This is a genomic window from Massilia norwichensis (assembly GCF_024753245.1).
Classification (GTDB): Bacteria; Pseudomonadota; Gammaproteobacteria; order Burkholderiales; family Burkholderiaceae_D; genus Telluria; species Telluria norwichensis.
Map to the genome: position 1 here is coordinate 47,299 of NZ_JANUGX010000032.1, position 24,724 is coordinate 72,022.

Annotated in this window: 24 protein-coding genes and 1 tRNA gene; 15 read left to right on the forward strand and 10 right to left on the reverse strand. The window is 64.9% G+C overall.

Annotated elements, in window-relative coordinates:
- The first annotated feature begins 22 nt into the window (after positions 1-22).
- The gene (locus NX782_RS21965) at positions 23-2,017 is read left to right on the forward strand and encodes a GGDEF domain-containing protein (RefSeq protein ID WP_258847625.1); all 1,995 of its coding nucleotides are present in this window, start codon (positions 23-25) and stop codon (positions 2,015-2,017) included.
- Between the two features lie 79 nt (positions 2,018-2,096).
- Here the strand turns inward: NX782_RS21965 and NX782_RS21970 are convergent, their stop codons facing one another.
- A complete protein-coding gene (locus tag NX782_RS21970) occupies positions 2,097-2,588 on the reverse strand; it encodes an Hcp family type VI secretion system effector (protein WP_258847626.1) in 492 nt (163 codons plus the stop codon).
- 126 nt (positions 2,589-2,714) lie between these two features.
- Between NX782_RS21970 and NX782_RS21975 the strand changes: the two genes are divergently transcribed.
- Positions 2,715-3,254: a lysozyme gene (locus NX782_RS21975; protein ID WP_258847627.1), complete on the forward strand. Its 540-nt coding sequence runs from the start codon at positions 2,715-2,717 to the stop codon at positions 3,252-3,254.
- A gap of 12 nt (positions 3,255-3,266) precedes the next feature.
- Complete coding sequence (locus NX782_RS21980; protein WP_258847628.1) at positions 3,267-3,725, forward strand: hypothetical protein; 459 nt, start codon at positions 3,267-3,269, stop codon at positions 3,723-3,725.
- A 167-nt stretch (positions 3,726-3,892) separates the two neighbouring features.
- On the opposite strand, the gene NX782_RS21985 is transcribed toward NX782_RS21980, so the two are convergent.
- Genes NX782_RS21985 through NX782_RS21995 form a run of 3 tightly spaced genes read right to left on the reverse strand, consistent with a single transcriptional unit; the run spans position 3,893 to position 6,349 of the window.
- The gene (locus NX782_RS21985; protein ID WP_258847629.1) at positions 3,893-4,201 is read right to left on the reverse strand and encodes an Mpo1-like protein; all 309 of its coding nucleotides are present in this window, start codon (positions 4,199-4,201) and stop codon (positions 3,893-3,895) included.
- Between the two features lie 23 nt (positions 4,202-4,224).
- Positions 4,225-5,037 carry an alpha/beta fold hydrolase gene (locus NX782_RS21990; RefSeq protein ID WP_258847630.1) on the reverse strand — a complete coding sequence of 271 codons (813 nt, stop codon included), beginning with the start codon at positions 5,035-5,037 and terminating at the stop codon, positions 4,225-4,227.
- Position 5,038: 1 nt separating this feature from the next.
- Positions 5,039-6,349 (reverse strand): O-acetylhomoserine aminocarboxypropyltransferase, encoded by a 1,311-nt coding sequence (locus tag NX782_RS21995; RefSeq protein ID WP_258847631.1) that lies wholly within the window; start codon positions 6,347-6,349, stop codon positions 5,039-5,041.
- 170 nt (positions 6,350-6,519) lie between these two features.
- Here NX782_RS21995 and NX782_RS22000 point away from each other — a divergent pair, with 170 nt between their 5' ends.
- The gene (locus tag NX782_RS22000) at positions 6,520-6,972 is read left to right on the forward strand and encodes a CBS domain-containing protein (RefSeq protein ID WP_258847632.1); all 453 of its coding nucleotides are present in this window, start codon (positions 6,520-6,522) and stop codon (positions 6,970-6,972) included.
- A 74-nt stretch (positions 6,973-7,046) separates the two neighbouring features.
- Here the strand turns inward: NX782_RS22000 and NX782_RS22005 are convergent, their stop codons facing one another.
- Positions 7,047-9,305, reverse strand: coding sequence for a putative bifunctional diguanylate cyclase/phosphodiesterase (locus tag NX782_RS22005; RefSeq protein WP_258847633.1), 2,259 nt, complete (start codon positions 9,303-9,305; stop codon positions 7,047-7,049).
- Positions 9,306-9,481: 176 nt separating this feature from the next.
- On the opposite strand from NX782_RS22005, the gene aroC reads away from it, so the two are divergent.
- Entirely contained in the window at positions 9,482-10,573 is a 1,092-nt protein-coding gene (gene aroC / locus NX782_RS22010; protein WP_258847648.1) for a chorismate synthase, read from the forward strand.
- Positions 10,574-10,704: 131 nt separating this feature from the next.
- On the opposite strand, the gene NX782_RS22015 is transcribed toward aroC, so the two are convergent.
- A complete protein-coding gene (locus NX782_RS22015; RefSeq protein ID WP_258847634.1) occupies positions 10,705-12,210 on the reverse strand; it encodes an HDOD domain-containing protein in 1,506 nt (501 codons plus the stop codon).
- Positions 12,207-14,009: a putative bifunctional diguanylate cyclase/phosphodiesterase gene (locus NX782_RS22020; RefSeq protein WP_258847635.1), complete on the reverse strand. Its 1,803-nt coding sequence runs from the start codon at positions 14,007-14,009 to the stop codon at positions 12,207-12,209. The genes NX782_RS22015 and NX782_RS22020 overlap by 4 nt, the downstream gene beginning before the upstream one ends.
- Before the next feature lie 347 nt (positions 14,010-14,356).
- On the opposite strand from NX782_RS22020, the gene NX782_RS22025 reads away from it, so the two are divergent.
- From NX782_RS22025 to NX782_RS22040, 4 genes are all read left to right on the forward strand, one after another.
- Complete coding sequence (locus NX782_RS22025; protein WP_258847636.1) at positions 14,357-16,072, forward strand: isovaleryl-CoA dehydrogenase; 1,716 nt, start codon at positions 14,357-14,359, stop codon at positions 16,070-16,072.
- Positions 16,073-16,158: 86 nt separating this feature from the next.
- The gene (gene upp, locus NX782_RS22030; protein WP_258847637.1) at positions 16,159-16,809 is read left to right on the forward strand and encodes a uracil phosphoribosyltransferase; all 651 of its coding nucleotides are present in this window, start codon (positions 16,159-16,161) and stop codon (positions 16,807-16,809) included.
- Complete coding sequence (locus NX782_RS22035) at positions 16,810-17,190, forward strand: Hpt domain-containing protein (RefSeq protein WP_258847638.1); 381 nt, start codon at positions 16,810-16,812, stop codon at positions 17,188-17,190.
- 295 nt (positions 17,191-17,485) lie between these two features.
- Entirely contained in the window at positions 17,486-17,689 is a 204-nt protein-coding gene (locus NX782_RS22040) for a cold-shock protein (protein WP_036166698.1), read from the forward strand.
- A gap of 136 nt (positions 17,690-17,825) precedes the next feature.
- Here NX782_RS22040 and NX782_RS22045 read toward each other — a convergent pair whose 3' ends face one another.
- Complete coding sequence (locus NX782_RS22045; RefSeq protein WP_258847639.1) at positions 17,826-18,740, reverse strand: LysR family transcriptional regulator; 915 nt, start codon at positions 18,738-18,740, stop codon at positions 17,826-17,828.
- A gap of 135 nt (positions 18,741-18,875) precedes the next feature.
- On the opposite strand from NX782_RS22045, the gene aceB reads away from it, so the two are divergent.
- Together aceB and NX782_RS22055 are read left to right on the forward strand one after the other, a co-directional pair.
- Complete coding sequence (aceB, locus tag NX782_RS22050) at positions 18,876-20,465, forward strand: malate synthase A (protein ID WP_258847640.1); 1,590 nt, start codon at positions 18,876-18,878, stop codon at positions 20,463-20,465.
- A gap of 79 nt (positions 20,466-20,544) precedes the next feature.
- Positions 20,545-20,949, forward strand: coding sequence for a YgiW/YdeI family stress tolerance OB fold protein (locus NX782_RS22055; protein WP_258847641.1), 405 nt, complete (start codon positions 20,545-20,547; stop codon positions 20,947-20,949).
- A 44-nt stretch (positions 20,950-20,993) separates the two neighbouring features.
- Here NX782_RS22055 and NX782_RS22060 read toward each other — a convergent pair whose 3' ends face one another.
- Together NX782_RS22060 and gloB are read right to left on the reverse strand one after the other, a co-directional pair.
- A complete protein-coding gene (locus tag NX782_RS22060; RefSeq protein WP_258847642.1) occupies positions 20,994-21,677 on the reverse strand; it encodes a 2-hydroxychromene-2-carboxylate isomerase in 684 nt (227 codons plus the stop codon).
- Positions 21,677-22,510, reverse strand: a complete 834-nt coding sequence (gloB, locus tag NX782_RS22065; protein ID WP_258847643.1) for a hydroxyacylglutathione hydrolase — start codon at positions 22,508-22,510, stop codon at positions 21,677-21,679. Before gloB ends, NX782_RS22060 begins: the two co-directional genes overlap by 1 nt.
- Positions 22,511-22,531: 21 nt before the next feature.
- Between gloB and NX782_RS22070 the strand changes: the two genes are divergently transcribed.
- The 4 genes from NX782_RS22070 to NX782_RS22085 all read left to right on the forward strand — a co-directional run bounded on the left by NX782_RS22070 (position 22,532) and on the right by NX782_RS22085 (position 24,686).
- Positions 22,532-23,323, forward strand: coding sequence for a class I SAM-dependent methyltransferase (locus NX782_RS22070; protein ID WP_258847644.1), 792 nt, complete (start codon positions 22,532-22,534; stop codon positions 23,321-23,323).
- 15 nt (positions 23,324-23,338) lie between these two features.
- On the forward strand, positions 23,339-23,779 hold the full coding sequence (gene rnhA, locus NX782_RS22075; protein ID WP_258847645.1) for a ribonuclease HI: 441 nt from the start codon (positions 23,339-23,341) through the stop codon (positions 23,777-23,779).
- A 55-nt stretch (positions 23,780-23,834) separates the two neighbouring features.
- The gene (gene dnaQ, locus NX782_RS22080; RefSeq protein WP_258847646.1) at positions 23,835-24,542 is read left to right on the forward strand and encodes a DNA polymerase III subunit epsilon; all 708 of its coding nucleotides are present in this window, start codon (positions 23,835-23,837) and stop codon (positions 24,540-24,542) included.
- 69 nt (positions 24,543-24,611) lie between these two features.
- A tRNA-Val gene (locus tag NX782_RS22085) sits at positions 24,612-24,686 on the forward strand.
- The last annotated feature ends 38 nt before the right edge of the window (positions 24,687-24,724 follow it).

The following is a 24,724-nucleotide window of genomic DNA, read 5'->3' on the forward strand; positions in this document are numbered from 1 at the left end:
TCAGGATACCTTTGGAGACCACATGCTCGTGCGCCGCTTCTTGTTTGGCCTGCTGTTCCTGTGCTGGACTGCCTTTGCCCATGCCGGCGCCGGTGAGGAAGACTTCGCCGCCGCCCTGGTGGCGGCCCGCGAAGAGGCCTATGTCACGCCGGCCGCGGCGCTCGCCCGGCTCGAGGCCCTGAAGCAAGGCCGCGGCGGGCGGGAACTCGGCCTGGTCCTGGTCGAAACCAGCCGCGCGAGTTACTGGCTGGGCAGGAAGCAGGCGGCGCTCGCGGCAGCGCAGCGGGCCGAACAGCTCGGCCGCGAAGGCCACGACGACGACTTGCTGGCCAAGGCCATGCTGAGCCACGGCCTGGTGCTGTCGCGCCTGGTGCACGACCAGGATGCGGCGCGCCGGCTGATCGACAAAGCCGCGGCGCTGGCCGCCGCCGGCGGCGACCTGCACCTGAAAACGCGCGCCCTGGTGGCGCAAGGCCTGCTGGCCGACCAGGAGGGTCGTACCGACGATGCCCTCGACTTCATGGGACAAGCCGCCACCCTGGCGCGCTCGGGCGACGACCCCGACGCACTGGCGATGGCGCTGCGCGAGCAGGCGCGTCTGCTGGCCGGCATCGGCGACGCTGCACCGGCCCTGAAGCTGGTCGACGAACTGGTCGCCATCGCGACCAGCCGCAAGATCCCGGCCCAACTGGCCCACGCCCGCCTGACCGAGTCTGCCACCGCCGCGCGCGCCGGCAATCCCAAGCGTGCCGAGAAGGCGCTGCAGGCGGCGGTCGAACTGCTGGAAAAGCTGGAGGCCAGGGAGCGCCTGGCGGTGCCGCTGGCGAACCTGGCGGAACTGTACGTCCAGGGCCGGCGCTTCGGCGAGGCGGCGCGCGCCGCCGAAGCGGCACTGCGCATCGCCCGCGAAGTCGGCGACGAGAACGGCGAGAAGCTGGCGTCCTACCAGCTCGGCATCACGTATATCTTCTTTCGCAACGTGGCTGAGGGAAGGCGCATGGTCGACGCCGCCCTTGCGGGCCTGAAGGACGACGAACGCTATGTGCGCATGCTGCTGGACTATGCCCACGCGCTGAACCAGGTCGGCTGGGGTGATGTCGCGCTGACCGTGTACGAAAAGGCGGGTTCGGTGTCGCTGGCCGCCTGGCGCAAGGAAAAGCAGCTGTCCTACGAGGCGCTGCAGCGCGCCTGGGCCTACCAGAAGAAGCAGGCCGAACTCACCGCGCTGCACCACGAGAGCGTACTCAAGGCGGCGGAGCTGCAGACCGTCAAGCGCATCCGCACGCTGTGGGTCGCGCTGAGCGCGACGGCCCTGGTCGGCGCACTGCTGGTCGCGCTGTTGTACCGCCGCGTGAAGAAGGCGAACGGCAGCCTGAAGGTGAAGAACGAGCAGCTGTTCAGGCAGAGCACCCGCGATTCGCTGACCGGGCTGTTCAACCGCCATTATTTTTATGAGCACGTGGTGCCGCAGTACCACGCCAATCCCGGCCGCGACGGCAAGCCTGGCGGCGTGTTCCTGCTGATGGATGTCGACCACTTCAAGTCGATCAACGACCGCTTCGGCCACAGCGCCGGCGACGTGGTGCTGAAGAACGTGGCGGCGCGACTGGCCGCCAGCCTGCGCGGGGAGGACGTCCTGATCCGCTGGGGCGGCGAGGAATTCCTGGCTTATCTGCCGGGCGTGACGCTCGACGAAGCGCGCCAGCTGTGCGCGCGCCTGCTGGCGGCGGTGTCCGGCACCACCATCGATGCCGACGGCCAGCAGCTGACCGTGACGGTGTCGATCGGCTTCTGCCCGCGCCCGGCGGGTCCGGCGGAGAACGGTCCGGACTGGGAAAAGCTGGTGCACCTGGCCGATCTCTGCCTGTACCTGGCCAAGACCGCCGGCAGGAATCAGGCCTTCGGCGTGGCCGATGCGAATGCCCTGACCCCGGCGGCGATTGCCGCGGCCGATGCGGATCTGGGGCAAGCGTCGGCCGATGGCATCGTCGACCTGGTCAACGTGAAAACCATGTGAAAAAGTTTTGGTGGTGAGTTAAGTAAAGAGCAGTAGACGATAAAAAGCCCCAGATTTCTGGGGCTTTTTCTTTTCGAGATCAGGCAACCTTGTTGGCCGCAAGATCCCAGCCGCCAACCGTCGAGCCGCCCATGCCTCCGCCAATCTTTTGCTGAGTGTATTTCCATTTAACTTTGGAGAATTTCAGACTGACATGTTCGTGCAAGATTGAACCAGCTTCAATGCCTGGCGAAATTGCACCGATAAGCACGTTCTCTAGTTCGATTTCAAAGTATTTGACTGGCGTACCATTTCCATCGGCACGCATGAATTCGAATTTAGCTTTCGGTCTTGTCTTCCCCATTGCGCAGCTTTGCATAAGGATCGGCGAGGATAAATCAGCCATCTTGCAAAATGTCACTTCTTCCAGTTCAACTCTCTCGGCTGTATGCCCACCGCCCGTCGATGCTGTTGCGCTGCGAGGCTGTATGAGCCCCCAGTTGACGGACGAACACTCGATCCAGTCTTTGTGTTTGTCATCCTGCGATTCGCCTTTGATTCCATCGATTTGCAGATAGACGTCGATTGCCATCATTCCTCCGGTATTTGTTGAATTTATTATTTTGCCTCCGTTAATGCAGAGCCTGCTTGCTTGATATCAATGGCCTTGCCTTTATCCGTGATAGGTTAAATGTTTTTCTCGACAATGGAGCTAGATATGACTAGCAGTGTTCCCAAATCCCTAAGTCCAAATGCCGGATTGAAGATGTCACCCGAGGGCAGAGCGCGTCTACGGGCGACGGAAAAAGCTATTTATCGGTATTACAATGATATGGGGAAGAATAAGGGGCACTGCACTTGGGGCGTGGGCATCCTCGCTCATAAAGGTGTCTGCACAGAAGAAGAGTTGGGTAAGAAAGTATCGGCCGAGATGGTTGACCAAGAATTCGAGCGCAAGATTGCCGAGACCGAGGGAATCGTTCGTCGCAATATCAAAGTGCCGTTGAACCAGTCTCAGTTCGATGCGCTATGCAGTTTGGCTTACAACGCAGGAGCGAAAGGCTCCAGTATCACTTTCGCTTTTGTGAACAAGGGCGACTTTGCCGGAGCAGCCGCTAATATGTCATTGATGATTAAGGTTCAGGTGGTCGAGAAAGGCAAGAAGAAATACGTTATTGCGCCTGGACTCATCAAACGCCGAGCGGAAGAAAGTGCGCCATTCCATGCTAAAGATGCGGCAACGGCCGCTAACAAATGAGGAGAGTTGGAAATGTCTTGTCTTCGAGTTCTCGCCTTTATTCAGCGCGCCAAGATGCTGTCCTTTATTGCCTTGGTTGCGATGATTGCATTGCCTTGCGCTCAAGCCTCAGACTCAATTGAGCGTAGGGTAAGCGGCAAATGGCGATTTGTTGCTGCGCTTGACGGTGCGGAGATAGTTTCTCTGGATGAGCGCGAGGCACAACAGTTGCTCGGCCAAATCTTTATAATAGGAAAAAATAAAGTCAAATTTGGAAGGATGGACTGTGGAGAAACGGAATTCGAATCGCAGAAAGTCGAGCCGAGGCTTCACTTGCGCAACGCATTCCACGCAAGCTCAAAGGAACTTCGCCTGCCTAACCCGGTCACGGTCGTTGACCTAAGCTGTACGTCAGTCTTCATCACAAAACCAAACCACCTGGTGATTTTCTGGCAAGGATGGTTTTTTGATGCTGTCCGGGTTAAAAAATAACTTGCGGTCCGTATCAACAGGGCATATAGAGACACCCGAATCCGGCGAAACAGAACTCCAGGTGTTCCGTTTTCGTAATTTATACTTGCGTTTTGATTGGCTCAACATTTGCTGCGGGCGCGTGACGTGTGCAGAAGTCATGCACACGTCATTCTGCACGGGGCTTGTCACCAGCTTATCTTCCCCGTCAGCATCTGCCAGTACATCACCCAGTCCGCCCGGAACGACCACAAGGGGTTGCCGAAGGTCGCCGGCCGGTTCTTCTCGTAGAAAAAATGCCCTATCCAGGCGCCGCCGTAGCCGCTCACCAGCGCGAACAGCAGCCACCAGGCGTTCAAGCTGTCGATGTACTGGGCGATCGAAGCGATGGCCGAGGACGTCCCGATGAAATGGGCGCGCCGGCACAGTCGGTGCCCGTGCTGGGTCAGGTAGTAGGGATAGAACTCCGAAAAGCTGTTGTAGCGAACGGCAGCCATGCGCTTGTCTCCTGTGTCGCCTGTTATTGACGGACGCCGCCGGCAAACGCGACCAGCGCGTCCAGCACCGCGTCCGGCTGCTCGGCCATCATCGCGTGGCCGGCATCCACAGTCACGATTTTGCCATGCTTGACGGCCGACGTCAGCGCCTGCGCGGAACGCGGCGGTGTCATGACATCGCGTGCGCCCAGCACGAACAGGGTCGGGCAGGCGATGCCGGCAGCCGCGGCGGCGCCGTTCGCATAGGCGTTGCAGGCCGAGAAATCGGTGTGGAACAGGTCGGCCGGGTTGCGCTCGGCCAGGCGCTGCATCAGGCGGCGCGACATGCCGGTGCTCGAGAAGCCGGGCGCCGGGCAGGCCGGACGGGGCAGGGGACCGCTGTGCGACCAGATGTTGACCATGTCGATGGCCGAGGGCAGCGCGTCCTTCGAGGCTGCCAGCAGGGTATCCGACACCTTCATCGGCCAGGTCGTGCCGAGCAGGGCCAGGCCGCTGACACGTGCCGGCGCGCGGTGCGCCGCTTCCAGCGCGATCAGGGACCCCATACTGTGGCCGGCCAGCAGCGCCTGCTGCGCGCCGGCCGCATCCAGCAGGGCCAGCACCCAGTCGGCCATCGCCTCGACTGTCCTCAGGGCCGCGCCGCCGCTGCGGCCGTGGCCGGGCAGGTCGGGCGCCAGCACGTTCCAGCCGTGGTGGGCGAACCAGCGGCTTTGCAGCGCCCATACCGAATGGTCGTTCTGGGCGCCGTGCAGGAACACGATGGTGGGCTGGTCCGGGTTGAACGGCTTGCCGCCGGTGTAGCTGTAGACCGCATCGCCATGGACTTGATGGATCATCTCAGGCTCCCTTCTGGGCCAGTTTCAGGCCGCGCGTCAGGTCTTCGATCAGGTCGTCCGGGTCCTCCAGGCCGACCGACAGCCGGATCATGCCTTCGCCGACGCCGGCCGCGGCCAGCTGGTCGGCCGGCACGCGCAGGTGGGTGGTCGAGGCCGGGTGGATCGCCAGCGACTTGGCATCGCCGACGTTGGCCAGGTGCGAGAACAGTTTCAGGCCGTCGATGAAGCGCTTGCCGGCCGCGCGGCCGCCGCGCAGGTGGAAGGAGAACACGCCGCCGGCGCCGCGCGGCAGCAGTGTCCTGGCCAGCGCGTAGTCGGGATGGGATTCGAGCTCGGGCCAGACCACCGATTCGACCGCCGGGTGGCCGGCCAGGTGCTCGACCAGCCTGCGCGCGTTGGCGACGTGGCGCTCCATGCGCAGGCCCAGGGTTTCGATACCCTGCAGGATGGCGAAGGCATTGTGCGGGCTCATCGCCGCCCCGAAGTCGCGCAGGCCTTCGCGGCGCGCGCGCAGGGCGAAGGCGCCGACCGTCGACTCTTCGGCGAACACCATGCCGTGGAAGCCCTCGTAGGGTTCGCACAGTTCGGCGAAGCGGCCGCTCTGCGCATGGGCGGCCTGCCAGTCGAAGCCGCCGCCGTCGACCAGCAGGCCGCCGATCGCGGTGCCGTGCCCGCACAGGAATTTCGTGGCCGAGTGGAACACCAGGTCGGCGCCGTGATCGAACGGTTTCAACAACCAGGGCGTGGTCAGGGTCGAATCGACCATCAGCGGCAGGCCGTGCTCGTGCGCGAGTTCGGCCACGCGCGGGATGTCGAGCACGTCCAGGCCCGGATTGCCGACGCTCTCGCCGAACAGCAGTCTGGTTTCGGGCCGGATCGCGGCGCGCCAGGCGTCGGGATCGCGCGGGTCGACGAAGGTGGTGGCGATGCCGAAGCGCTTGAGGGTGTAGGCCAGCAGGTTGTGCGAGCCGCCGTACAGCGCGCGCGAGGCGACGATGTGGCTGCCGGCGCCGGCGATAGTGGTGAGGCCCAGATGCAGCGCGGCCTGGCCGCTGGCGGTGGCGATGCCGGCCACGCCGCCTTCGAGCGCGGCGATGCGCTCCTCGAGCACGGCGTTGGTCGGGTTCGACAGGCGCGAATAGACGTGGCCGGCGCGCTCCATGTTGAACAGCGAGGCCGCATGGTCGGCGTCACGGAAGGCGAAGGAAGAAGTGAAATAGACGGGTGTGGCGCGTGCGCCGGTGCTCGGGTCGGGGCTGGCGCCGGCGTGCAGGGAGAGGGTGTCGAAGCCGGGATACCTGGGTCCGCTCATGGGAAACTCATCCAAATGTGGTTAGACGAGTGCATCCTACCACCAGGCAACTCGGATTTGTTAGAGCGCAACACTGGCTTTTTTGGAATGCATAGGCTAGAGTCGGCATTATGTCCAGCTCACTCGTACCCCCCGCTCCCGTACCCCGTACTCACGATATGGTGACCGCTATGAAAGTATCCGAAATCCTGCAGGTGAAGGGCGATATTCTCTACACGGTGTCTCCGGACACCCAGCTGGCCGACGCGGCCGCGACGATGGCGGACCGGGACATCGGCTCGCTGGTGGTGATGGAATACGGCGACCTGGTCGGCATGCTGACCTTCCGCGAAGTCATCAAGGCCGTGAACGCGCATGGCGGCACGGTCGATGCCGGCACCGTGCGCCGTCATATGGACGACAGTCCGATCACCGTGACCCCCGACACCGAAGTCAACGAAGTGCGCCGCATCATGCTCGAAAAGCACGCGCGCTACCTGCCGGTGATGAATGCCCGCACGCTGCTGGGCGTGATCTCGTTCTACGACGTCGCGAAAGCGGTGCTGGAGGCGCAGAGCTTCGAGAACCGCATGCTGAAGGCGTATATCCGGGATTGGCCGGCGGAGCAAGTCGCCGAAGACTGAACGTAGGGCGGGCACCCCGTGCCCGCGCTTGCATCGCACGAACGTTTGCGTGGGCACGGAGTGCCCACCCTTGGTCACGCAGCGCGCGTCAGCGCATCCTCACTTAACCATTCCAGCAAAGCCTCCGGCGCCAGCGGCCGCGAGAACAGGAAGCCCTGCGCCAGCGGGCAGCCGAGCGCCTGCAGGATCTGCGCCTGGCGCTCGTCTTCCACACCTTCGGCGATGATCGACAGGCCGAGGTTGCGCCCCAGTTCGATCACCATTTCCGCGATGCTGCTGCCGCGCGCCGAGCCCGTGATCTCGGTGACGAAGGCGCGGTCGATCTTCAGACGGTCGACCTGCAGGCGCTGCAGGTAGGACAGCGAGGAGAAGCCGGTGCCGAAGTCGTCGATCGCGATCGACACGCCGGTGCGCTTGATCGAGGCCAGGCGCTCGATCAGCAGGTCCGGCTCTTCCATCGCCATCGATTCCGTGATCTCGAGCTCGACCCGCTCCGGCGGCGCACCGGTATCGAGCAGCGCCTTGCGCAGCATGTCGAGGAAGCCCGGATGGCGGAACTGCACCTGGGAGACGTTGATCGACATCGTGAAGTCCAGGTAGCCGGCCGCGCGCAGGCGCATCAGTTCGGCGCAGGCCTGGCGCAGCACCCAGGCGCCGATCTCGACGATCAGGCCGGACGATTCGGCGATCGGGATGAAGCGGTCCGGCGGGACCAGGCGCCCGTCCTCGGTGCGCCAGCGCAGCAGGGCTTCGGCACCGAAGGGGCGGTGCGCCGCCAGCTCGACCTGGGGCTGGTAGGCCAGGAACAGTTCGCCGCGCGCGAAGCCGCTGCGCAGCGCGTGCATCAGGCGTACGCGTTCGCGGATTTCGACGCCCATCCCGCGCGAGAAATAGAAGTGGCCGCCGCGCTGCCGGCTCTTGGCGCGCTTGAGGGCGATGTCGGCGTCCTTCAGCGCGTCGGCGCCGCTGCCGTCGTGCTCCAGCAGGCGCACCAGGCCGAGGGTGCTCGTTACCTGCAGGTCCTGGCCGTCGATCGAGAACGGCGCCGCGAACAGGGCGCGGATCGCTTCCGGATCGACCTGGCCCGCATCGCCCAGCACACAGAAGATGTCGCTGCCGATGCGCGCCAGCTGCAGTGCCGGATGGAGCTCGGCGCGCAGGCGCCGCGTCACCGCCAGCAGCAGGGCATCGCCGAACTGGTGGCCGAGGGCGTCGTTGATCTCGGCGAAGTGGTCGAGGTCGGCCAGGCACAGCACCACGTCGCGGCGCAGGTCGCCCTCGGCCAGCCGGGCATCGATCAGCTCGACCAGGCGGGTGCGGTTGGGCAGGCCGGTCAGCGGATCGTAGAAGGCGGCGTGCTGCAGATCGGTCAGCAGGGCGAGATTGTCGAGGCCGACCGCGATGTTCGAGGCGAACAGTTCGAGCAGGCCGCGCCGCACCGGGTCGAGCGGCCGCGCAAGTTCGATCCAGGCGCTGAAATCGCAGTGCGACTTGCCGGCAAAGTACAGCGTCAGGTGACGCTCGTCGAACACGTGGCATTGCTGTTCCAGGCAGCGCCGGATCGCGGCGGCGGGGCCGGCGTCGCTGGCGGCCAGCATGCCGTTCGAGGCCAGCGCCGCCCAGTTGCCGGTCGCCGCCAGCACATCCCAGCCGGGGGCCTGGGCGCCGGCCGCGCACGAGCACATCAGGCCGGACACCGGCTGGTCGATCAGGCGCGCAGCCTCGCGCAGGATGCCTTCGGCCATCGCGCCGATCGAGCGCAGGGTCATCAGTTCGGTATTGGCGCGCACCACCTCGGCCAGGCCGCGGCGGCTGGCCTCGAGTGCGCGGATCTGTTCGTAGGCGCGGATCGCCGAAGCCACCGTGGTGTACAGCTTGGTGCGCGTGAGTTCGGACTTGGTGCGGTAATCGTTGATGTCGTAGCCGCGGATCGCGTCCACCTCCGGCGCATAGCCGGGCTGGCCGGTGCGCAGGATGATGCGCAGATCCTGCCGGCCCAGGGTTTCGCGGATGTGGCGCACCAGGTGCAGGCCGGCGTCCGCTTCTTCCATCACGACGTCGAGCAGGACCACCGCGATGTCGTCTTCGCGGTCCAGCAGCGCCCTGGCCTCGGCGGCCGAGTAGGCATGCAGGAAGGCCAGCGCGCGGCCGTGGACTTCGAGGCTGCCGAGCGCGAAGGTGGTAGTCGAGTGGACGTCGGCGTCGTCGTCGACGATCAGCACCCGCCAGGCGTCGCCGGCGTGCCCGGTAGCGCCGCCGGCGGCGCCGGACAGACCCGGCGCTTCGTCGGCGAAGACCAGTTCATCATCCTGCGCTGGGGGCGGTGCGGGCATTGCTGCTTCTCCGGTTTGACTTGGATCAATTGGGTTCAGTATATCTGAACGCCGGCACCGTATGGAAAAAAATTCCTTTCGGCAACATTCGCAGGCTGGTTCCCGAAGCGCCGGCCACCACGGTGGGCGCGCTGCTGGTAGAATCGATCATTCCGTTTACTCAATATTGCGCATCCATGTCCGGCAACACATTTGGGAAGCTGTTTTCCGTCACCACTTTCGGCGAGTCGCACGGCCCGGCCATCGGCTGCGTCATCGACGGCTGCCCGCCGGGAATCGCCTTGTCCGAAGCCGACATCCAGCCCGAGCTGGACCGCCGCAAGCCGGGCACCTCGCGCCACGTGACCCAGCGCCAGGAGGCGGACCGGGTGCAGATCCTGTCCGGCGTGTACGAAGGCGTCACGACCGGCACCCCGATCGCGCTCCTGATCCCGAACGAAGACCAGCGCAGCAAGGATTACGGCAACATCGCCGAGACCTTCCGTCCGGGCCATGCCGACTACACCTACTGGCACAAGTACGGCGTGCGCGACCCGCGCGGCGGCGGCCGTTCTTCCGCGCGCCTGACCGCGCCGGTGGTCGGTGCCGGCGCCATCGCCAAGAAATGGCTGCGCGAGCACTACGGCACCGAATTCATGGGCTGCATGCGCCAGCTGGGCGACATCGAAGTGCCCTTCGAATCATGGGAACACGTGCACGCGAATCCCTTCTTCGCGGCGACCGCCGATGCGGCCCTGATCGCGCGCATGGAAGCGGCGATGGACGAGCTGCGCCGGGCCGGCGATTCGATCGGCGCGCGCATCGACGTGGTGGCGAAGAACGTCCCGGTCGGCCTCGGCCAGCCGCTGTACGACAAGCTCGACGCCGACATCGCCTACGCGATGATGGGCATTAACGCGGTGAAGGGCGTGGAAATCGGCGCCGGCTTCCACTCGGTGGTGCAGAAGGGCTCCGAGCACGGCGACGAGCTGACCCCCGAAGGCTTTGTCGGCAACAACGCCGGCGGCGTGCTGGGCGGGATCTCGACCGGCCAGGACATCACGGTGTCGATCGCGATCAAGCCGACCTCGTCGATCCGCACGCCGCGCCGTTCGATCGACAAGGATGGCCAGCCGGCCACGGTCGAAACCTTCGGCCGCCACGATCCCTGCGTCGGCATCCGCGCCACGCCGATCGCCGAGGCCATGCTGGCGCTGGTGCTGATGGACCATGCGCTGATGCACAGGGCGCAGTGCGGGGACGTGCGGGTCCATACGCCGAAAATCTGAACCGGCTTCCCGCAACCGCATTCGTCATTCCCGCGCAGGCGGGAATCCGAGCTTGCAGGCGTTTCGGCGGCCCACGTAGAACTTGGGTCCCCGCCTGCGCGGGGACGACGGTGGAATTGCGCCGCCGCGTCTCAGGCGCGCGGCGCCACCGCTTCGAGTTGCTGCCTGCGCTCGACCGACTTGACCACCAGCGCGCGCAGGTCGTTCAGCAGCGAGAACTCGGTCTGGTTCAGGAACACCGAGGGGAAGCGCTCGTCCCAGTCGCCGTAGATGAAGCCGACCGGCTCGCCGTGGGTGCACAGCGGGATGATGACGAAACAGCGCGCCGCGCTCAGCGTGCCTTTCCACCAGCCGGGCAGCTTGCTGGCGAATTTCGGGTCGCGCGCGTTTTCGATGAAGATCACACGGTCGCTGCCGAGCGAGGCGAAGAACACGTTCAGTTCGTAGGCGTCGTCGAACGCCAGGTTCGGCAGCAGGCCCTTGGCGCCGTCGCCGAGGCCGATCTTGGCGCTGTACTTGCCCTCGCGGCGGCTGCGCAGGAAGCCGAAGGCGCGCGTGAAGGACAGGCCGTGGTAGGCGCTCTCGATCGCCATCGACATCATCTGGCCCGGCGTGGCGCTGCCGACCACGTCGCGCATCTCGGCGACGCCATTCTTCAGCACCTTGTTGCCGGCTTCGCGCATGCGGGAAGCAAGCGCGGCGCGGGCGCGCTTCTCGGGCGGGTTGGCCAGCGGCGCGATCGACAGGTCGGCGGCCGCTTCGACCTTGGCCTGTTCGATGGCGCCGACCAGCTTGTCCTCGGCGATGCCGAGCATCGGCGCGAAGTCGGCGGCCAGTTGCGCCACGGCTTCCACCGAACTGTCGTCACCGTGCCAGAGGGTCTCGGCGCATTGCGAGGACATGGTGCCCAGCGCGGCCAGCCAGTCTTCGTGGGCGAAGCCGTCGCCGCGCTCGCCCGGTTCGACGCGGCGCATGCCGGCGATCAGGTTGCGCGGCAGGCCCCAGTGCTCGGCGGTGGCGCGGCCGATCTGTTCGAGGGTCAGGCCGATCTGCTCGAGCGCGGCGCGGTCGATCGCACCCGCCTCGCGGCCTTCGCCGGCGGTCTGCTGCAGCACCGACCAGCGTTCCGGCAGGTAGAAGGTGACCATCATCCGGCCCAGCGAATGCAGGATCGAGCAGACCACCGCTTCCTCTGGATCGCGGACGTCGGCCTTGCTTGCGACCTGCTGCGCCACCATCCCGGCCAGCACCGCCTTTTCCATCTCGATGTGGGCTTGCAGCGAGTCCGGCGTGGACTTGCTCAGTTCTTCGATCAGCTTCAGGCCCAGGGCCAGGTGGCCGATCGCCTCGGTGCCCAGCACCAGCACGGCCTTCGACACGGTGTTGATGCGCTGGCCGAAGGCCGAGTACATGCCGCTGTTCGCCAGGCGCAGCACCTTCTGGGTCAGGACCGGGTCGGACAGCACCGTCTGCGTCATGGAGAAGTCGCGCTCGTCCTCGCCGCGCATCGAGGCCAGGATGGCATTGATGGCGCGCGTGAAGCCGGGCATGTCGCCGCGGCGGCGGATGCGCTCCCACAGCAGGGCGAGGGTGGCGTCGGCCTTCGGCGAGCGCTCGATGTGGATGGTCTGGTTCATGGTGTGCCCGCCCGCGGATCGATCGGCAGCAGTTCGGTGTACAAGTCTTCTTTCAAGGCCGCCAGCGCGACATGCGCCGACATCGGCTTGCCGGTCAGGTAGCCCTGCACGTAGTCGCAGCCGCGCGTTTCGACGTAATCAAGTTGTTCTTCGGTCTCGACACCCTCGGCCACCACCGACAGGTTCAGGTGCTTGGCGATGTCGAGCACGGCGTTGCAGATCGCGGCATCCTTGCTGGATTCCGGCAGGTCCTTGATGAAGGCGCGGTCGATCTTCAGCACCGAGATCGGGAAGCGCTTCAGGTAGGCGAGCGAGGAGTAGCCGGTGCCGAAATCGTCGATCGCGATGCGGGCGCGGCGCTCGGCCATCTTGCCGAGGATGCTCTCGGCATGCGCCGGGTCGACCATCAGCGTGCCTTCGGTGATCTCGAGCACCAGCTTGTCGCCGGGAGTGCCGGAAAAGGCGAGGGCGTCGTCCAGCACCGACAGGAAGCGGTCGTTGCGGAACTGGCGCGGGCTGATGTTCACCGAGATGTAGAGGTCGCGCCGGGCGACTTCCTCGAACTGGCGCAGCTGCACCAGCGCCGACTTCAGCGCCCAGGCGCCCAGCATGTTGATCAGGCCATTCGTCTCGGCGATCGGGATGAAGCGCACCGGCGGCACCATGCCCAGGGTCGGGTGCTTCCAGCGCATCAGGGTCTCGAAACCTTCGATGCGGCGGGTGCGGCTGCTGACGATGGGCTGGTAGTAAAGCAGGAACTCGCCCTCGCGCACCGCCTGGAACATCGCGGCCTCGAGCGAGATGTCGTGCTGGGGCGAGCCGGCCGGGTCGCCCGGCTGGCGCTGTCTGTGCGGCACGGTGCGGGCGCCGCCGGTTTCCTTGGCGCGGCCCATCGCGCTGTCGGCCAGCGCCAGCAGGCGCACCTCGTCCTCCGCGTGCTCCGGGTAGACCGATACGCCGATCGAGGCGCTCAGGTAGACGGTGTGCTTGTCGATTTCGAACGGCGATTGCAGCGCGGCCAGCAGGCGCCCGGTGACCAGCTTGATCTGGGCGTCGTTGAAGGTGCCCGGCAGGACCGCGACGAATTCGTCGCCGCCGACGCGCGCCAGGGTATCGCTGTCGCGCAGGGTCTTGCGCAGGCGGCCGGCGGCCATGCGCAGCACGGCGTCACCAACCGGGTGGCCGAGGCCATCGTTGACCTTCTTGAAGCCGTCCAGGCCGATGGTGGCGACCGAGAAGCCCTGGCCGGAGCGGCGCGCATTCGCGATCACCATGCGGATGCGGTCGGACAGCAGCAGGCGGTTCGGCAGTTCGGTGAGCGCGTCGTGGGTCGCCATGTGGCGCAGGCGCTGCTCGGTGGCGCGCTGGGTCGACATGTCACGGCCGACGACCAGCAGTTCCGGACCGCCGTCGAGCAGGCTGATGCGCAGCTCGAACCAGGTTTCCTTGTCGCCTATGCCGCCTACGCGCATGTCGCCCGCTTGCATGTCGCCGCCACGCAAGCGCGCCTCCACGAGCACCGGTTCGGCGCGCGCGGTGGCATCGACGATGGCATTGCGCAGCGCCGGCTGGTCGACGTCGATGGCGAGGGTGGACAGGGCGCAGCCGCGCAGATCGCTGCGGATGTCGGCGGTGCTGCCGAGCAGGCGCGCGGCACGTTTGCTGGCCTGGCGGATCAGGCCGGAGGGGTCGATCCGGAACGCGATATCGCCCGCCGCTTCCATGAGCGCATCCAGCCCGTGGGCCGGCGGCACATGGCGCGGATCCTCGTTCGCTGCTGCTGGTGAACTGGGGCGCATTATTAGAGTCGTTGCTTTCTTATCTTGGCCGGAACCCAGGGTTCCGGCGAACCGCACGAGTGTACCAAATCAACAAGCAATGTATCACTGAAAGATTCTTGAAAGCATTAAAAAACACAATTCCGCCTGTTGTTTAGGTGGTTTTTGATGCTTCACAGAGCTTGTATAGGACAGGTCGTGCTTGCCCGGCAAAAGGCTTTAGGCTAGCCTTGTTGCCTTGCCGATAATATCAGCCGGCGCCGAGCCGGTGCATTGTCGCCGATATAGTGCATTTAGGAAACGTTGCTGTCGGTGGGATGATGCTTATGTGCAACAACGCTTCGCAACATATAAAAGGAGACGCGGCCATGAACCGATTCGATACGCACGAGGTATTCAACCAGGCGCCGCCCTTTGGCGACCTCAACCTGTTCCGCTGCGATCCGGCGCTGCGCGAGGGGCTGGCGCGCGAAGGCGCGGGCTGGTACGCCGACACCCTGGACGCGCTCGGCGCCCGTCTCGGCAGCGCAGAAACGCTCGACCTGGCAAGGCTGGCCAACGAGTTCACGCCGCGCCTGATCAACTTCGACCGCGCCGGTCAGCGTATCGACGAAGTGGAATTCCATCCGTCCTGGCATCGCCTGATGAGCATGCTGATCGAGAACGGCGCCCATTCGCTGCCGTGGGAACAGGAACCTGGCCAGGCGCGGCCCGGCGCGCAGGTGGCGCGCGCCGCCGCCTACCTGATGTTCGGCCAGGTCGAGAACGGCTCGCAATGTCCGGTCACGATGACCTACGCCTCGGTGCCGGCGCTGCGCCAGAACCCGGCGATCGCCGCGCGCTGGCTGCCGAAGATCCTGTCGCGCGAATACGATCCGCGCTCGCTGCCGGTGGAGCAGAAGCGCGGCGCTCTGGTCGGCATGGGCATGACCGAAAAGCAGGGCGGCACCGACGTGCGCGCCAACACCACGCGCGCGGCGCCGCTCGATCCGGCCCAGGCAAAGGATCGTTTCGGCGCGCAGGGCGAGGGCGCATTTGTGATTGTGGGTCACAAATGGTTCTTCTCGGCGCCGCAATGCGACGCCCACCTGGTGCTGGCGCAAACCGACAGCGAGGGCAGCGCCGGCCTCAGCTGCTTCTTCGTGCCGCGCTGGCTGCCGGACGGCAGCCGCAATGCGATCCGCGTGCAGCGCCTGAAGAACAAGCTGGGCAACCGCTCGAACGCCTCGTCCGAGGTCGAGTTCTGCGATGCGATCGGCTGGATGGTCGGCCGGGAAGGGCGCGGCATCCCGACCATCCTCGAGATGGGCAGCCATACCCGGCTCGACTGCGTGACCGGGACCGCCGGCATCATGCGCGCCGCGCTGTGCCATGCGCTGCACCACGCGCGCGGGCGCAGCGCCTTCGGGCGCCCCTTGGCCGAACAGCCGCTGATGCAGAACGTGCTGGCCGACCTGGCGCTGGAATCGGAAGCGGCCACCGCCTTCGCGCTGCGCCTGGCGCGCTGCTACGACAAGCAGGACGACCCGATGGAAGTGCTGCTCGGCCGCATCCTGACCCCGGCCGGCAAATACTGGCTGTGCAAGCGCGGCCCGGCCTTCGGCGGCGAGGCGATGGAAGTCATGGGCGGCAACGGCTATGTCGAGGACGGGCCGCTGGCGCGCCTGTACCGCGAGTTCCCGGTCAATTCGATCTGGGAGGGTTCGGGCAACGTGATGTGCCTGGACGTGCTGCGCGCTTTCGGCAAATCGCCCGAGGCGCACACGGCGCTCGCGCAGGAACTGGGCCTGGCCGCGGGACGCGACGCCCGCTACGACGCCTGGTGCGCGCGCCTGCTGGATGAGATCGCAGGCGGGGCAAACCCGGCGGCTGTGTCGGAGTTCGGCGCGCGCCGCCTGGCCGAGCAGCTGGTGGTCGGGGTGCAGGCCGGGCTGCTGCTGCGCCATGCGCCGGCTTATGTGGCGGATGCTTTCGTCGCTTCGCGCATCGCGCGCGAGGTGGGCGGCGCCTTCGGCCGGCTGCCGGATGGGGTCGACGCGCCGGCGATTCTGGCCAGGGCGCTGGAAATTTCTTCAACAACTTGAGGGCAAAAGCGGGACAAACGGGCGCGCGGCTGGGATAATGCTGGTCTTCACGCCAACACTGGCCGCAATTCCTCTTCGAGTCGACAATGAAACAAGATCCGCGTTTTCCCAGTCTTTACATCCTGAATCACCCGCTTATCCAGCACAAGCTGTCGCACATGCGCGACCGCGGCACCTCGACGCGGACCTTCCGCGAGCTGCTCAGGGAGATCACGCTGCTGATGGGCTACGAGATCACGCGCGACCTGCCGCTGACCACCCGCGAAATCGAAACTCCGCTGATGACCATCGACGCACCGGTCATCGCCGGCAAGAAGCTGGCCATCGTACCGATCCTGCGCGCCGGCGTCGGCATGAGCGACGGCCTGCTGGAACTGGTGCCGTCGGCACGCGTCGGCCACATCGGCGTGTTCCGCGATCCCGAGACGCACCAGCCGGTCGAGTATCTGGTGCGCCTGCCGGACACCACCGAGCGCACCTTCATCCTGTGCGACCCGATGGTTGCCACCGGCAACTCCGCGGTCTACGCGGTCGACGTGCTCAAGAAGCGCGGCGTGCCCGACGACCAGATCATCTTCCTGGCCCTGGTCGCGGCGCCGGAAGGCATTGAGGTGTTCCACAAGGCCCACCCGAACGTGAAGGTCTACGTGGCTTCGCTGGACAGCCACCTGAACGACCACGCCTATATCATCCCGGGCCTGGGCGACGCCGGCGACCGCATCTTCGGTACCAAATAAATGCAGACGGGCAGCGCGGCCGACGCCGAATTCTTCGAACGCCTGGCGGTGCTGAACGACAGGTTCGCGGCTGCGCTGCCGCAGACCCTGGGACGCCTGTCGGCTGCGCGCAACGCTTTCGACACGCTGCGGCCCCAGCCGGAACTGATGCAGGAACTGCATGCGGTGCTGCACACGCTGGCCGGTTCCTCGGCCACCTTCGGGTTCCGGATACTGGGCCAGCAGGCGCGCAACATCGAGCAGCGCCTGCGCGTGCTGATGACCTTCGATGCCGTCGCCCCCGGAGAGTGGGACGCCTGGCTGGCCGAGCTGGACGTCTTCGTGGCCTGGGCCCTGCGCGACCCGAAGGCTGCCTATCCTAATGACGAGTCCGCTATCTAGACCTTCGACAAAAACATTGTCTTGAAGTCGTTTGATGTATGACAAACTTGCTAACTTTCGATAATCTATATTCTGCTTACCACCGACGCGAAATAAGCTCTCGTAAAAGTTGGTTTTAGGAATGTTACGAGCGACGGATTTATTTTGCGAAAACCGTGTATCTTTTGGTTTATTCGGTATAATGTGGGATCGTTGGATTCGCGGTTGCAGTGCAGTTAGTCTGTCATTTGTTTCTTGCTTCTTCAAACGATCGTAAACGGGCGCAAGCCCACTTCAACTGAAATAGGAAATAGTAATGGCAACTGGCATCGTTAAATGGTTCAATGACTCCAAGGGCTTCGGCTTCATCACCCCGGACGAAGGCGGCGAAGATCTGTTCGCTCACTTCTCGGCTATCCAATCCCAAGGCTTCAAGTCGCTGCAAGAGAATCAGCGTGTTTCGTTCGACGTGACCTCGGGTCCGAAGGGCAAGCAAGCATCGAACATCCAGCCGCTGTAATCGTCACGATTACTCGCTGAATGTCGGCAAAAAATCCTCGGCATGTCCGGGGATTTTTTTCGCCTATTGGTTTCAAAATCATCAAATTGCTATTTCGCCTTATTTGCAAGTGGCAATGTTCCGCTTCTAAAACGCATCAATTCCCAAGCTGATTACGCCAATAGTCGGGTTGCGAATAGGCGTGACGCAAAAAATCGACGAAAGTGCGGATGCGCAAAGGCAGGTGGCGGCGCTGCGCGAATACCGCATAAATGTCATTGCCTGGCGCCGCATAGGCTTCCAGCACCGGCACCAGCCTGCCTGCCGCAATCTCCGGCCCCACTTCCCACATCGAACGCCAGGCCAGGCCGCGTCCGGCCAGGGCCCAGTCGTGCAGCACGGCGCCGTCGTTGCACACCATATTGCCGCCTACCTTCAAGGTCACGACCCGGCCATCCTCGCGGAAGGTCCAGCCGCGCTGGCTGCCTTCGCTGCTGATCGCCAGGCAATTGTGGCGCGCCAGGTCGTCCAGCGTCTGCGGCGTGCCGTGGCGCTTCAAATAAGCCGGCGCGGCCACTACCACACGCTGGTTGTCGGCCAGCTTGACGCCCACCAGGTTCGAATCCGACAGGCTGGCGATGCGGATCGCCACGTCGACGCCTTCGCCGATCACGTCGACCACGCGGTCGTTCAGGTTGAGGTTGAGCGTGACCTCGCGGTGCTCGGCAAGGTAGGAGGGCACCAGCGGCGCCACGTGCTGGCGCCCGAAGCCGGCCGGCGCCGACACCAGCAGGTGGCCGGTGGCGCGCGCACTGCGCTCGGACACCGCCGATTCCGCCTCTTCCAGCTCGGCCAGGATGCGCTGGCAATCTTCCAGGAAGGCGGCGCCCTCGTCGGTGAGGACCAGCTTGCGCGTGGTCCGCTGCAGCAGCTTGACGCCGAGGCGGCTTTCCAGCGCGTCGAGGCGGCGGCCGATCATGGCCGGTGCGATGCCCTCGGCCCGCGCCGCGGCCGACAGGCTGCCGCGCGCGACGACTTCGACGAAGGTGGAAATCTGACGAAAATGGCCCATCCGTGTTGTCTATCCCTGTACTGAGTCCTCATCTGTGACAAAAACGCACAGATGAATGTATTTTTTGTCTCGTTTATTGACGCTTGAGTGAATATACTTGACGAGATAGCAAACGCCAACCCTAGGAGATATCTCATGAGCATCGCCACCCCAGACGGCATGGAAATCCGCGCCGAGATCAAACCCGGCTACGAACAGATCCTGACGCCCGAGGCACTGGCCCTGGTCGCCAAGCTGAGCCGCGCATTCGAGCCGCGCCGCCAGGAACTGCTGGCCGCCCGCGTCGAGCGCGCCAAGCGCCTGGATGCCGGTGAGCGTCCCGACTTCCTGCCGGAAACCGCCCACATCCGCAACGGCGACTGGAAGATCGCCCCGATTCCGCAGGCGCTGGAATGCCGCCGTGTGGAGATCACCGGTCCGGTCGAGCGCAAGATGGTGATCAACGCGCTGAACTCGGGCGCCGACAGCTACATGACCGACTTCGAGGATTCGAACACCCCGAACTGGGACAACCAGATCACCGGCCAGCTCAACATGCGCGACGCCGTGCGCCGCACGATCTCGCTGGAGCAGAACGGCAAGCAGTACAAGCTGAACGACAAGGTCGCGACCCTGGTCGTGCGTCCGCGCGGCTGGCACCTGGACGAAAAGCACGTGCTGGTGGACGGCAAGCGCGTATCCGGCGGCATCTTCGACTTCGCCCTGTTCATGTTCCACAACGCGAAGGAACAGCTGGCGCGCGGCGCCGGTCCTTACTTCTACCTGCCGAAGATGGAATCCCACCTGGAAGCGCGCCTGTGGAACGACATCTTCAAGATGACCCAGGACGAGCTCGGCCTGCCGCAGGGCACGATCAAGGCCACCGTGCTGATCGAAACCATCCTGGCTGCCTTCGAGATGGACGAGATCCTGTACGAACTGCGCGAGCACAGCGCCGGCCTGAACGCGGGCCGCTGGGATTACATCTTCTCCTGCATCAAGAAATTCAAGCTCGACAAGGAATTCTGCCTGGCCGACCGTCCGAAGGTGACGATGACCGCGCCTTTCATGCGCGCCTACGCGCTGCTGCTGCTGAAGACCTGCCACAAGCGCGGCGCACCGGCCATCGGCGGCATGTCGGCCCTGATCCCGATCAAGAACGATCCGGAGAAGAACGCGGTCGCCATGCAAGGGGTGATCGGCGATAAGTCGCGCGATGCCAACGACGGCTACGACGGCGGCTGGGTTGCCCACCCGGGCCTGGTCGAGCCGGCCATGGCCGAGTTCAAGAAGGTGCTGGGCGACCGGCCGAACCAGTTCGACAAGCAGCGCCCGGACGTCGAAGTGACCGCGGCCCAGCTGCTGGACTTCAAGCCGGAAGCGCCGATCACCGAAGCCGGCCTGCGCTATAACATCAACGTCGGCATCCACTACCTCGGCGCCTGGCTGGCCGGTAATGGCTGCGTGCCGATCCACAACCTGATGGAAGACGCGGCCACCGCCGAGATCAGCCGTTCCCAGGTGTGGCAGTGGATCCGCTCGCCGAAGGGCGTGCTGGAGGATGGCCGCAAGGTCACGGCCGAGATTGTCCGCGCGATGATCCCGGAAGAGCTGGCCAAGGTGAAGGAAGTGGCACCGAACGGGGACAACCCGAGCTATGCGCGCGCGGCCGAGATCTTCGAGCAGATGTCGACGTCGGAAGAGTTTGCCGAGTTCCTGACGCTGCCGCTGTACGAAGAAATCTGAAGCACGCGGGCAGGGAAGCGGACGCGCCGCAAGCGCGTTCTGCGCTATCGTGGCGCTACGTTCATAACGGAGGACCTCCATGAAGAAGACGATGCGCCTTGCTTTCCTGTCCATGCTCCTCGCCGCCGCCGGCAGCGCGACCGCGCAGACCGGCGGCTATAGCGGCCCATCCAACAAGGCGCCGACGGCCAGCTACAGCGGGCAGTCCAACCTGCCCCTGATGAGTGCCAGGGATTTGCTGGCGAACGGCAAGGACGACCAGCTCGTCAAGCTGCGCGGCAAGCTGCTGAGCCACAAGGGCGATGAGGATTACGAGTTTGCCGACCAGTCCGGCAAAATCACCGTCGAAATCGACGCCAAACACTTTCCTGCGGGAGTGACGGTCGACCAGAACACCCTGGTCGAGCTGACCGGCGAGTTCGACAAGGAGCTGGTGGGCGAGTCCACGCTCGAGGTCAAGCAGTTGCGGGTCGTCGGCAAGTAGTCGGTAGGGTGGGCACCCCGTGCCCACGTATGCTGGCGCTGTGCCTACTCGGCGCGTGGGCTCGGTGAGCCCACCCTACGTGTTGCCATAGGCGGGCGGGCCAGGAAAGCGGCCAGCTTGTCCTCGTCGATGGCGCCGCCGTCCAGATGCCACAGCAGGGTATCGATACGGTCGCCGCCCCAGAACAGCTCGCCATCCAGCGCAAAGGTCGGCACGCCGAAGATGCCGGCGGCAATCGCCGCGTCCGTGGCAACTGCCAGTGCCTGCTTCACCTCAGCCGAGGCGGCTCCCGCCACCAAAGCTTGTCCGTCGAAGCCGGCGGCATCGGCCAGCCGCGCCGCCACCTTCGCATCGGCGATGTCCTCGCCGTGCTCCCAGCAAGCCGTCACCAGAGCCAGCGCCAGCCGGCGCCGTTCATCATCGGCGGCCAGCGCCGTGCACATGCGCAGCGCGAGCAGCGGATTGAAGGGATGGCCGGGCGGGCCGGCAAAGGGCAGGCCGCGCCGCGCCGCTTCGCGCATCACGTCGCGGAACAGATAGGTGCGCTTGGCCGGCACCTCGGCCGGGCCCAGGTTGCCGTGCGCCTTCAGCAGGCCGGCGAACAGCACCGGTATCGGGCGCACGCGCAGGCCAGCGGCGTCCAGGCGGTCGAGCGAACGCAGTCCCAGCCAGGCGTAGGGGCTGACCGGGTCGAACCAGAGATCGAGCGTGCGCCGGGCGTCCACCATCAGAACACGTTCTTCCACTCGCGCAGGGCGGCGAACACGTCGACCGGTGACGCCCCGCGCTGCAGGCGTCGGGCCGCCACCAGGCTGTCGGCGATTGCCGGCTCGGTGGTGCGCAGGAATGGGTTGGTCGCCTTTTCGATCGCGATGTTCGAGGGAATGGTCGGCAGGTTGGTGCCGCGCGCCTTGCTGTCGGCCTCGACGCGCAGCTGCAGCGCGCGATTGTCGGGCTCGAGGGCCTGGGCAAAGCGCAGGTTCGACAGCGTGTATTCGTGGGCGCAATAGACCAGGGTATCGTCGGGTAGGGCAGCCAGCTTGGCGAGCGAGGCCGCCATCTGCGCGGGCGTGCCTTCGAACAGGCGGCCGCAGCCGGCGCCGAACAGGGTGTCGCCGCAGAACAGCCAGTGTTCGCCCGCCGTGCCGGCGCTGCCGGCATCGTCGCGCACATAGGCGATGTGGCCCAGCGTGTGGCCGGGCACGTCCAGCACCGACAGTTCGAGTGCCAGGCCGGGCACCTGCACGCGCTCGCCTTCGCCCAGCGGATGCGTCACGGCGGCGATACCGTCGTTGCGCGGACCGTAGACCGGCACGGAGTACTCTGCAAGCAATTGAGGCACGCCACCGATATGGTCAGCATGGTGATGGGTGAGTAGAATGGCGGTGAGGGTCAATCCGTGCGCCCGCAAGGCATCGAGGATGGGTTGCCCGTCGCCCGGGTCGACCGCCGCCGCATGGACGCCGTCGTGGATGAGCCAGAGATAATTGTCCTTGAAGGCGGGCACCGTCAGGACGGTCAGGGCGCCCGATGGTTTGGCGCTGCTCGGCGAATTCGTCATAGTCGTAATAAAAGGGGTGGCATGGACAGCGCGGCATCCGAAAAATCCATTATAGCGCTCGACCGCTGGCTGCAATCGCCGGCCGGCGCCTACGTGCGCGCCTGGGAGCAGGCCTGCCTGGACGAGCTCACCGCCGACATCTTCGGCTTCAACGCCGTGCAGATCGGCGTGCCGATGATCGACGCGCTGGCCGCCAACCGCATGCCGAACAAGTGGCAGGCCGCGACCCGCACCTCGACCGCGGACGAGCTGTCGATTGCCGCCGGCGGCAAGCAGATCGCGGTCGCGCTCGACTTCACGGAACTCCCGTTCGCCTCGCAGAGCCTGGACCTGGTGGTGCTGCCGCACGTGCTGGAGTTCGCGGCCGAGCCGCACCAGGTGCTGCGCGAGGTCGAGCGGGTCTTGATCCCGGAAGGGCAGCTGATCATCTGCGGCTTCAATCCGGCCAGCATGTGGGGCGTACGCCAGGGCATGGGCCGCATCACCAGTAGCGCCTACCTGCCGACGGCGGGGGAGTTCATATCTATGCCCCGCTTGAAAGACTGGTTAAAATTGTTGAATCTCGGCGCCACCCGCAGCCACTTCGGCTGCTATGCGCCGCCTTTCCGCACCTCGCAATGGATCAACCGCTTCGCCTTCGTCGAGGGCGCGGGCCAGCGCTGGTGGCCCTACCTGGGCGCGGTCTACATCGTGCATGCGATCAAGCGCGTCAAGGGCATGAACATCATCGGACCGGCCTGGAACAAGAAGCCGGGCAAGGCGCCGAAGGCGGTGCCGGCAACCAACCGCAACGAACGCAACAACCAGAACTGAGGAATACACAGCAGCATGACGACCAAAGTAGAGATTTTTACCGACGGGGCCTGCAAGGGAAATCCGGGCACCGGAGGCTGGGGCGCGCTGCTCGTGGCCGGCGACCACGAAAAGGAAATCTTCGGCGGCGAGCCGAACACCACCAACAACCGGATGGAGCTGCGCGCCGTGATCGAGGCGCTGGGCGTGCTGAACCGTCCCTGCCACGTCGTGCTGCACACCGACAGCCAGTACGTGCAGAAGGGCATCTCGGAATGGATCCACGGCTGGAAGGCGCGCGGCTGGAAGACCTCGACCAGGGAACCGGTCAAGAACGAAGACCTGTGGAAGGCCCTCGACGCCGCCCAGCAGCAGCACGCGGTCGAATGGCGCTGGGTGCGCGGCCACAATGGCCACCCGGGCAACGAGCGCGCCGACAGCCTGGCCAACATGGGCGCGGCCTCGGTCAAGCGCTGAGCCAAGTGCTACAATAAGCCTTTGATTTTTCAAGCATTCATACCTGAACAAGCGCATGCGCCAGATCGTCCTCGATACCGAAACCACCGGCCTCAACCCACGCACCGGCGACCGCATCGTCGAAGTCGGCTGCGTTGAAATCTTCAACCGCAAGCTGACCGGCAGGAACCTGCATTACTACGTCAACCCCGAGCGCGATTCCGACGAAGCGGCGCTGGCGGTGCACGGCCTGACCACCGAATTCCTCAGCGACAAACCGAAGTTCCATGAAATCGCCGAGGAGTTGCGCGAATTCGTGAAGGATGCGGAGATCATCATCCACAACGCGCCCTTCGACCTGGGCTTCCTGAACCACGAATTTGAACGCATCGGTTTGCCGCCTTTCGTCGACCACTGCGGCGGCGTGATCGACACCCTGGTGCATGCGAAGGAGCTGCACCCGGGCAAGCGCAACTCGCTGGACGCGCTGTGCGACCGCTACGGCATCTCGAACGCCCACCGCAAGCTGCACGGCGCACTGCTGGACTCGGAACTGCTGGCCGACGTCTACCTGGCCATGACGCGCGGCCAGAACATGCTGTCGATGGATGTCGAGATCGAAGAGACGGGCGGCGGCGAGCTGCTGGAAGCCGGTCCGCTGGGCGAGATCATCGTGGTCTCTGCGGCTGCGGACGAGCTGGCCGAACACGATGCCGTGCTGGCCGCACTCGACAAAGGTGTAAAGGGAGAATGTGTTTGGAGAAAATATTCTCCGCAGGGGTGACAAAACGCAAAACTCCCCCTATAATGCTCGTCATTGCAGCGATGCATTCGCAGCAAACGGTAGTAAAAAGGGAGGTTAGCTCAGGGGTAGAGCACTGCATTCACACTGCAGGGGTCGCAAGTTCGAAACTTGCACTTCCCACCAGAATTAAGCGAGAAGGCCAGCAGAGATGCTGGCCTTTT

Coding starts and splice junctions, on each gene's coding strand:
- NX782_RS22070 (WP_258847644.1), top strand. CDS start 22,532: ATGGACAGCGCGGCATCCGAAAAATCCATTATAGCGCTCGACCGCTGG.
- NX782_RS22045 (WP_258847639.1), bottom strand. CDS start 18,740: ATGGGCCATTTTCGTCAGATTTCCACCTTCGTCGAAGTCGTCGCGCGC.
- aroC (WP_258847648.1), top strand. CDS start 9,482: ATGTCCGGCAACACATTTGGGAAGCTGTTTTCCGTCACCACTTTCGGC.
- NX782_RS22025 (WP_258847636.1), top strand. CDS start 14,357: ATGAACCGATTCGATACGCACGAGGTATTCAACCAGGCGCCGCCCTTT.
- NX782_RS21970 (WP_258847626.1), bottom strand. CDS start 2,588: ATGGCAATCGACGTCTATCTGCAAATCGATGGAATCAAAGGCGAATCG.
- rnhA (WP_258847645.1), top strand. CDS start 23,339: ATGACGACCAAAGTAGAGATTTTTACCGACGGGGCCTGCAAGGGAAAT.
- NX782_RS22005 (WP_258847633.1), bottom strand. CDS start 9,305: ATGCCCGCACCGCCCCCAGCGCAGGATGATGAACTGGTCTTCGCCGAC.
- NX782_RS22020 (WP_258847635.1), bottom strand. CDS start 14,009: ATGCGCCCCAGTTCACCAGCAGCAGCGAACGAGGATCCGCGCCATGTG.
- NX782_RS22055 (WP_258847641.1), top strand. CDS start 20,545: ATGAAGAAGACGATGCGCCTTGCTTTCCTGTCCATGCTCCTCGCCGCC.
- NX782_RS21975 (WP_258847627.1), top strand. CDS start 2,715: ATGACTAGCAGTGTTCCCAAATCCCTAAGTCCAAATGCCGGATTGAAG.
- NX782_RS21995 (WP_258847631.1), bottom strand. CDS start 6,349: ATGAGCGGACCCAGGTATCCCGGCTTCGACACCCTCTCCCTGCACGCC.
- aceB (WP_258847640.1), top strand. CDS start 18,876: ATGAGCATCGCCACCCCAGACGGCATGGAAATCCGCGCCGAGATCAAA.
- NX782_RS21985 (WP_258847629.1), bottom strand. CDS start 4,201: ATGGCTGCCGTTCGCTACAACAGCTTTTCGGAGTTCTATCCCTACTAC.
- dnaQ (WP_258847646.1), top strand. CDS start 23,835: ATGCGCCAGATCGTCCTCGATACCGAAACCACCGGCCTCAACCCACGC.
- NX782_RS22000 (WP_258847632.1), top strand. CDS start 6,520: ATGAAAGTATCCGAAATCCTGCAGGTGAAGGGCGATATTCTCTACACG.
- NX782_RS22035 (WP_258847638.1), top strand. CDS start 16,810: ATGCAGACGGGCAGCGCGGCCGACGCCGAATTCTTCGAACGCCTGGCG.
- upp (WP_258847637.1), top strand. CDS start 16,159: ATGAAACAAGATCCGCGTTTTCCCAGTCTTTACATCCTGAATCACCCG.
- NX782_RS22040 (WP_036166698.1), top strand. CDS start 17,486: ATGGCAACTGGCATCGTTAAATGGTTCAATGACTCCAAGGGCTTCGGC.
- NX782_RS21990 (WP_258847630.1), bottom strand. CDS start 5,037: ATGATCCATCAAGTCCATGGCGATGCGGTCTACAGCTACACCGGCGGC.
- NX782_RS22060 (WP_258847642.1), bottom strand. CDS start 21,677: ATGGTGGACGCCCGGCGCACGCTCGATCTCTGGTTCGACCCGGTCAGC.
- NX782_RS21965 (WP_258847625.1), top strand. CDS start 23: ATGCTCGTGCGCCGCTTCTTGTTTGGCCTGCTGTTCCTGTGCTGGACT.
- NX782_RS22015 (WP_258847634.1), bottom strand. CDS start 12,210: ATGAACCAGACCATCCACATCGAGCGCTCGCCGAAGGCCGACGCCACC.
- NX782_RS21980 (WP_258847628.1), top strand. CDS start 3,267: ATGTCTTGTCTTCGAGTTCTCGCCTTTATTCAGCGCGCCAAGATGCTG.
- gloB (WP_258847643.1), bottom strand. CDS start 22,510: ATGACGAATTCGCCGAGCAGCGCCAAACCATCGGGCGCCCTGACCGTC.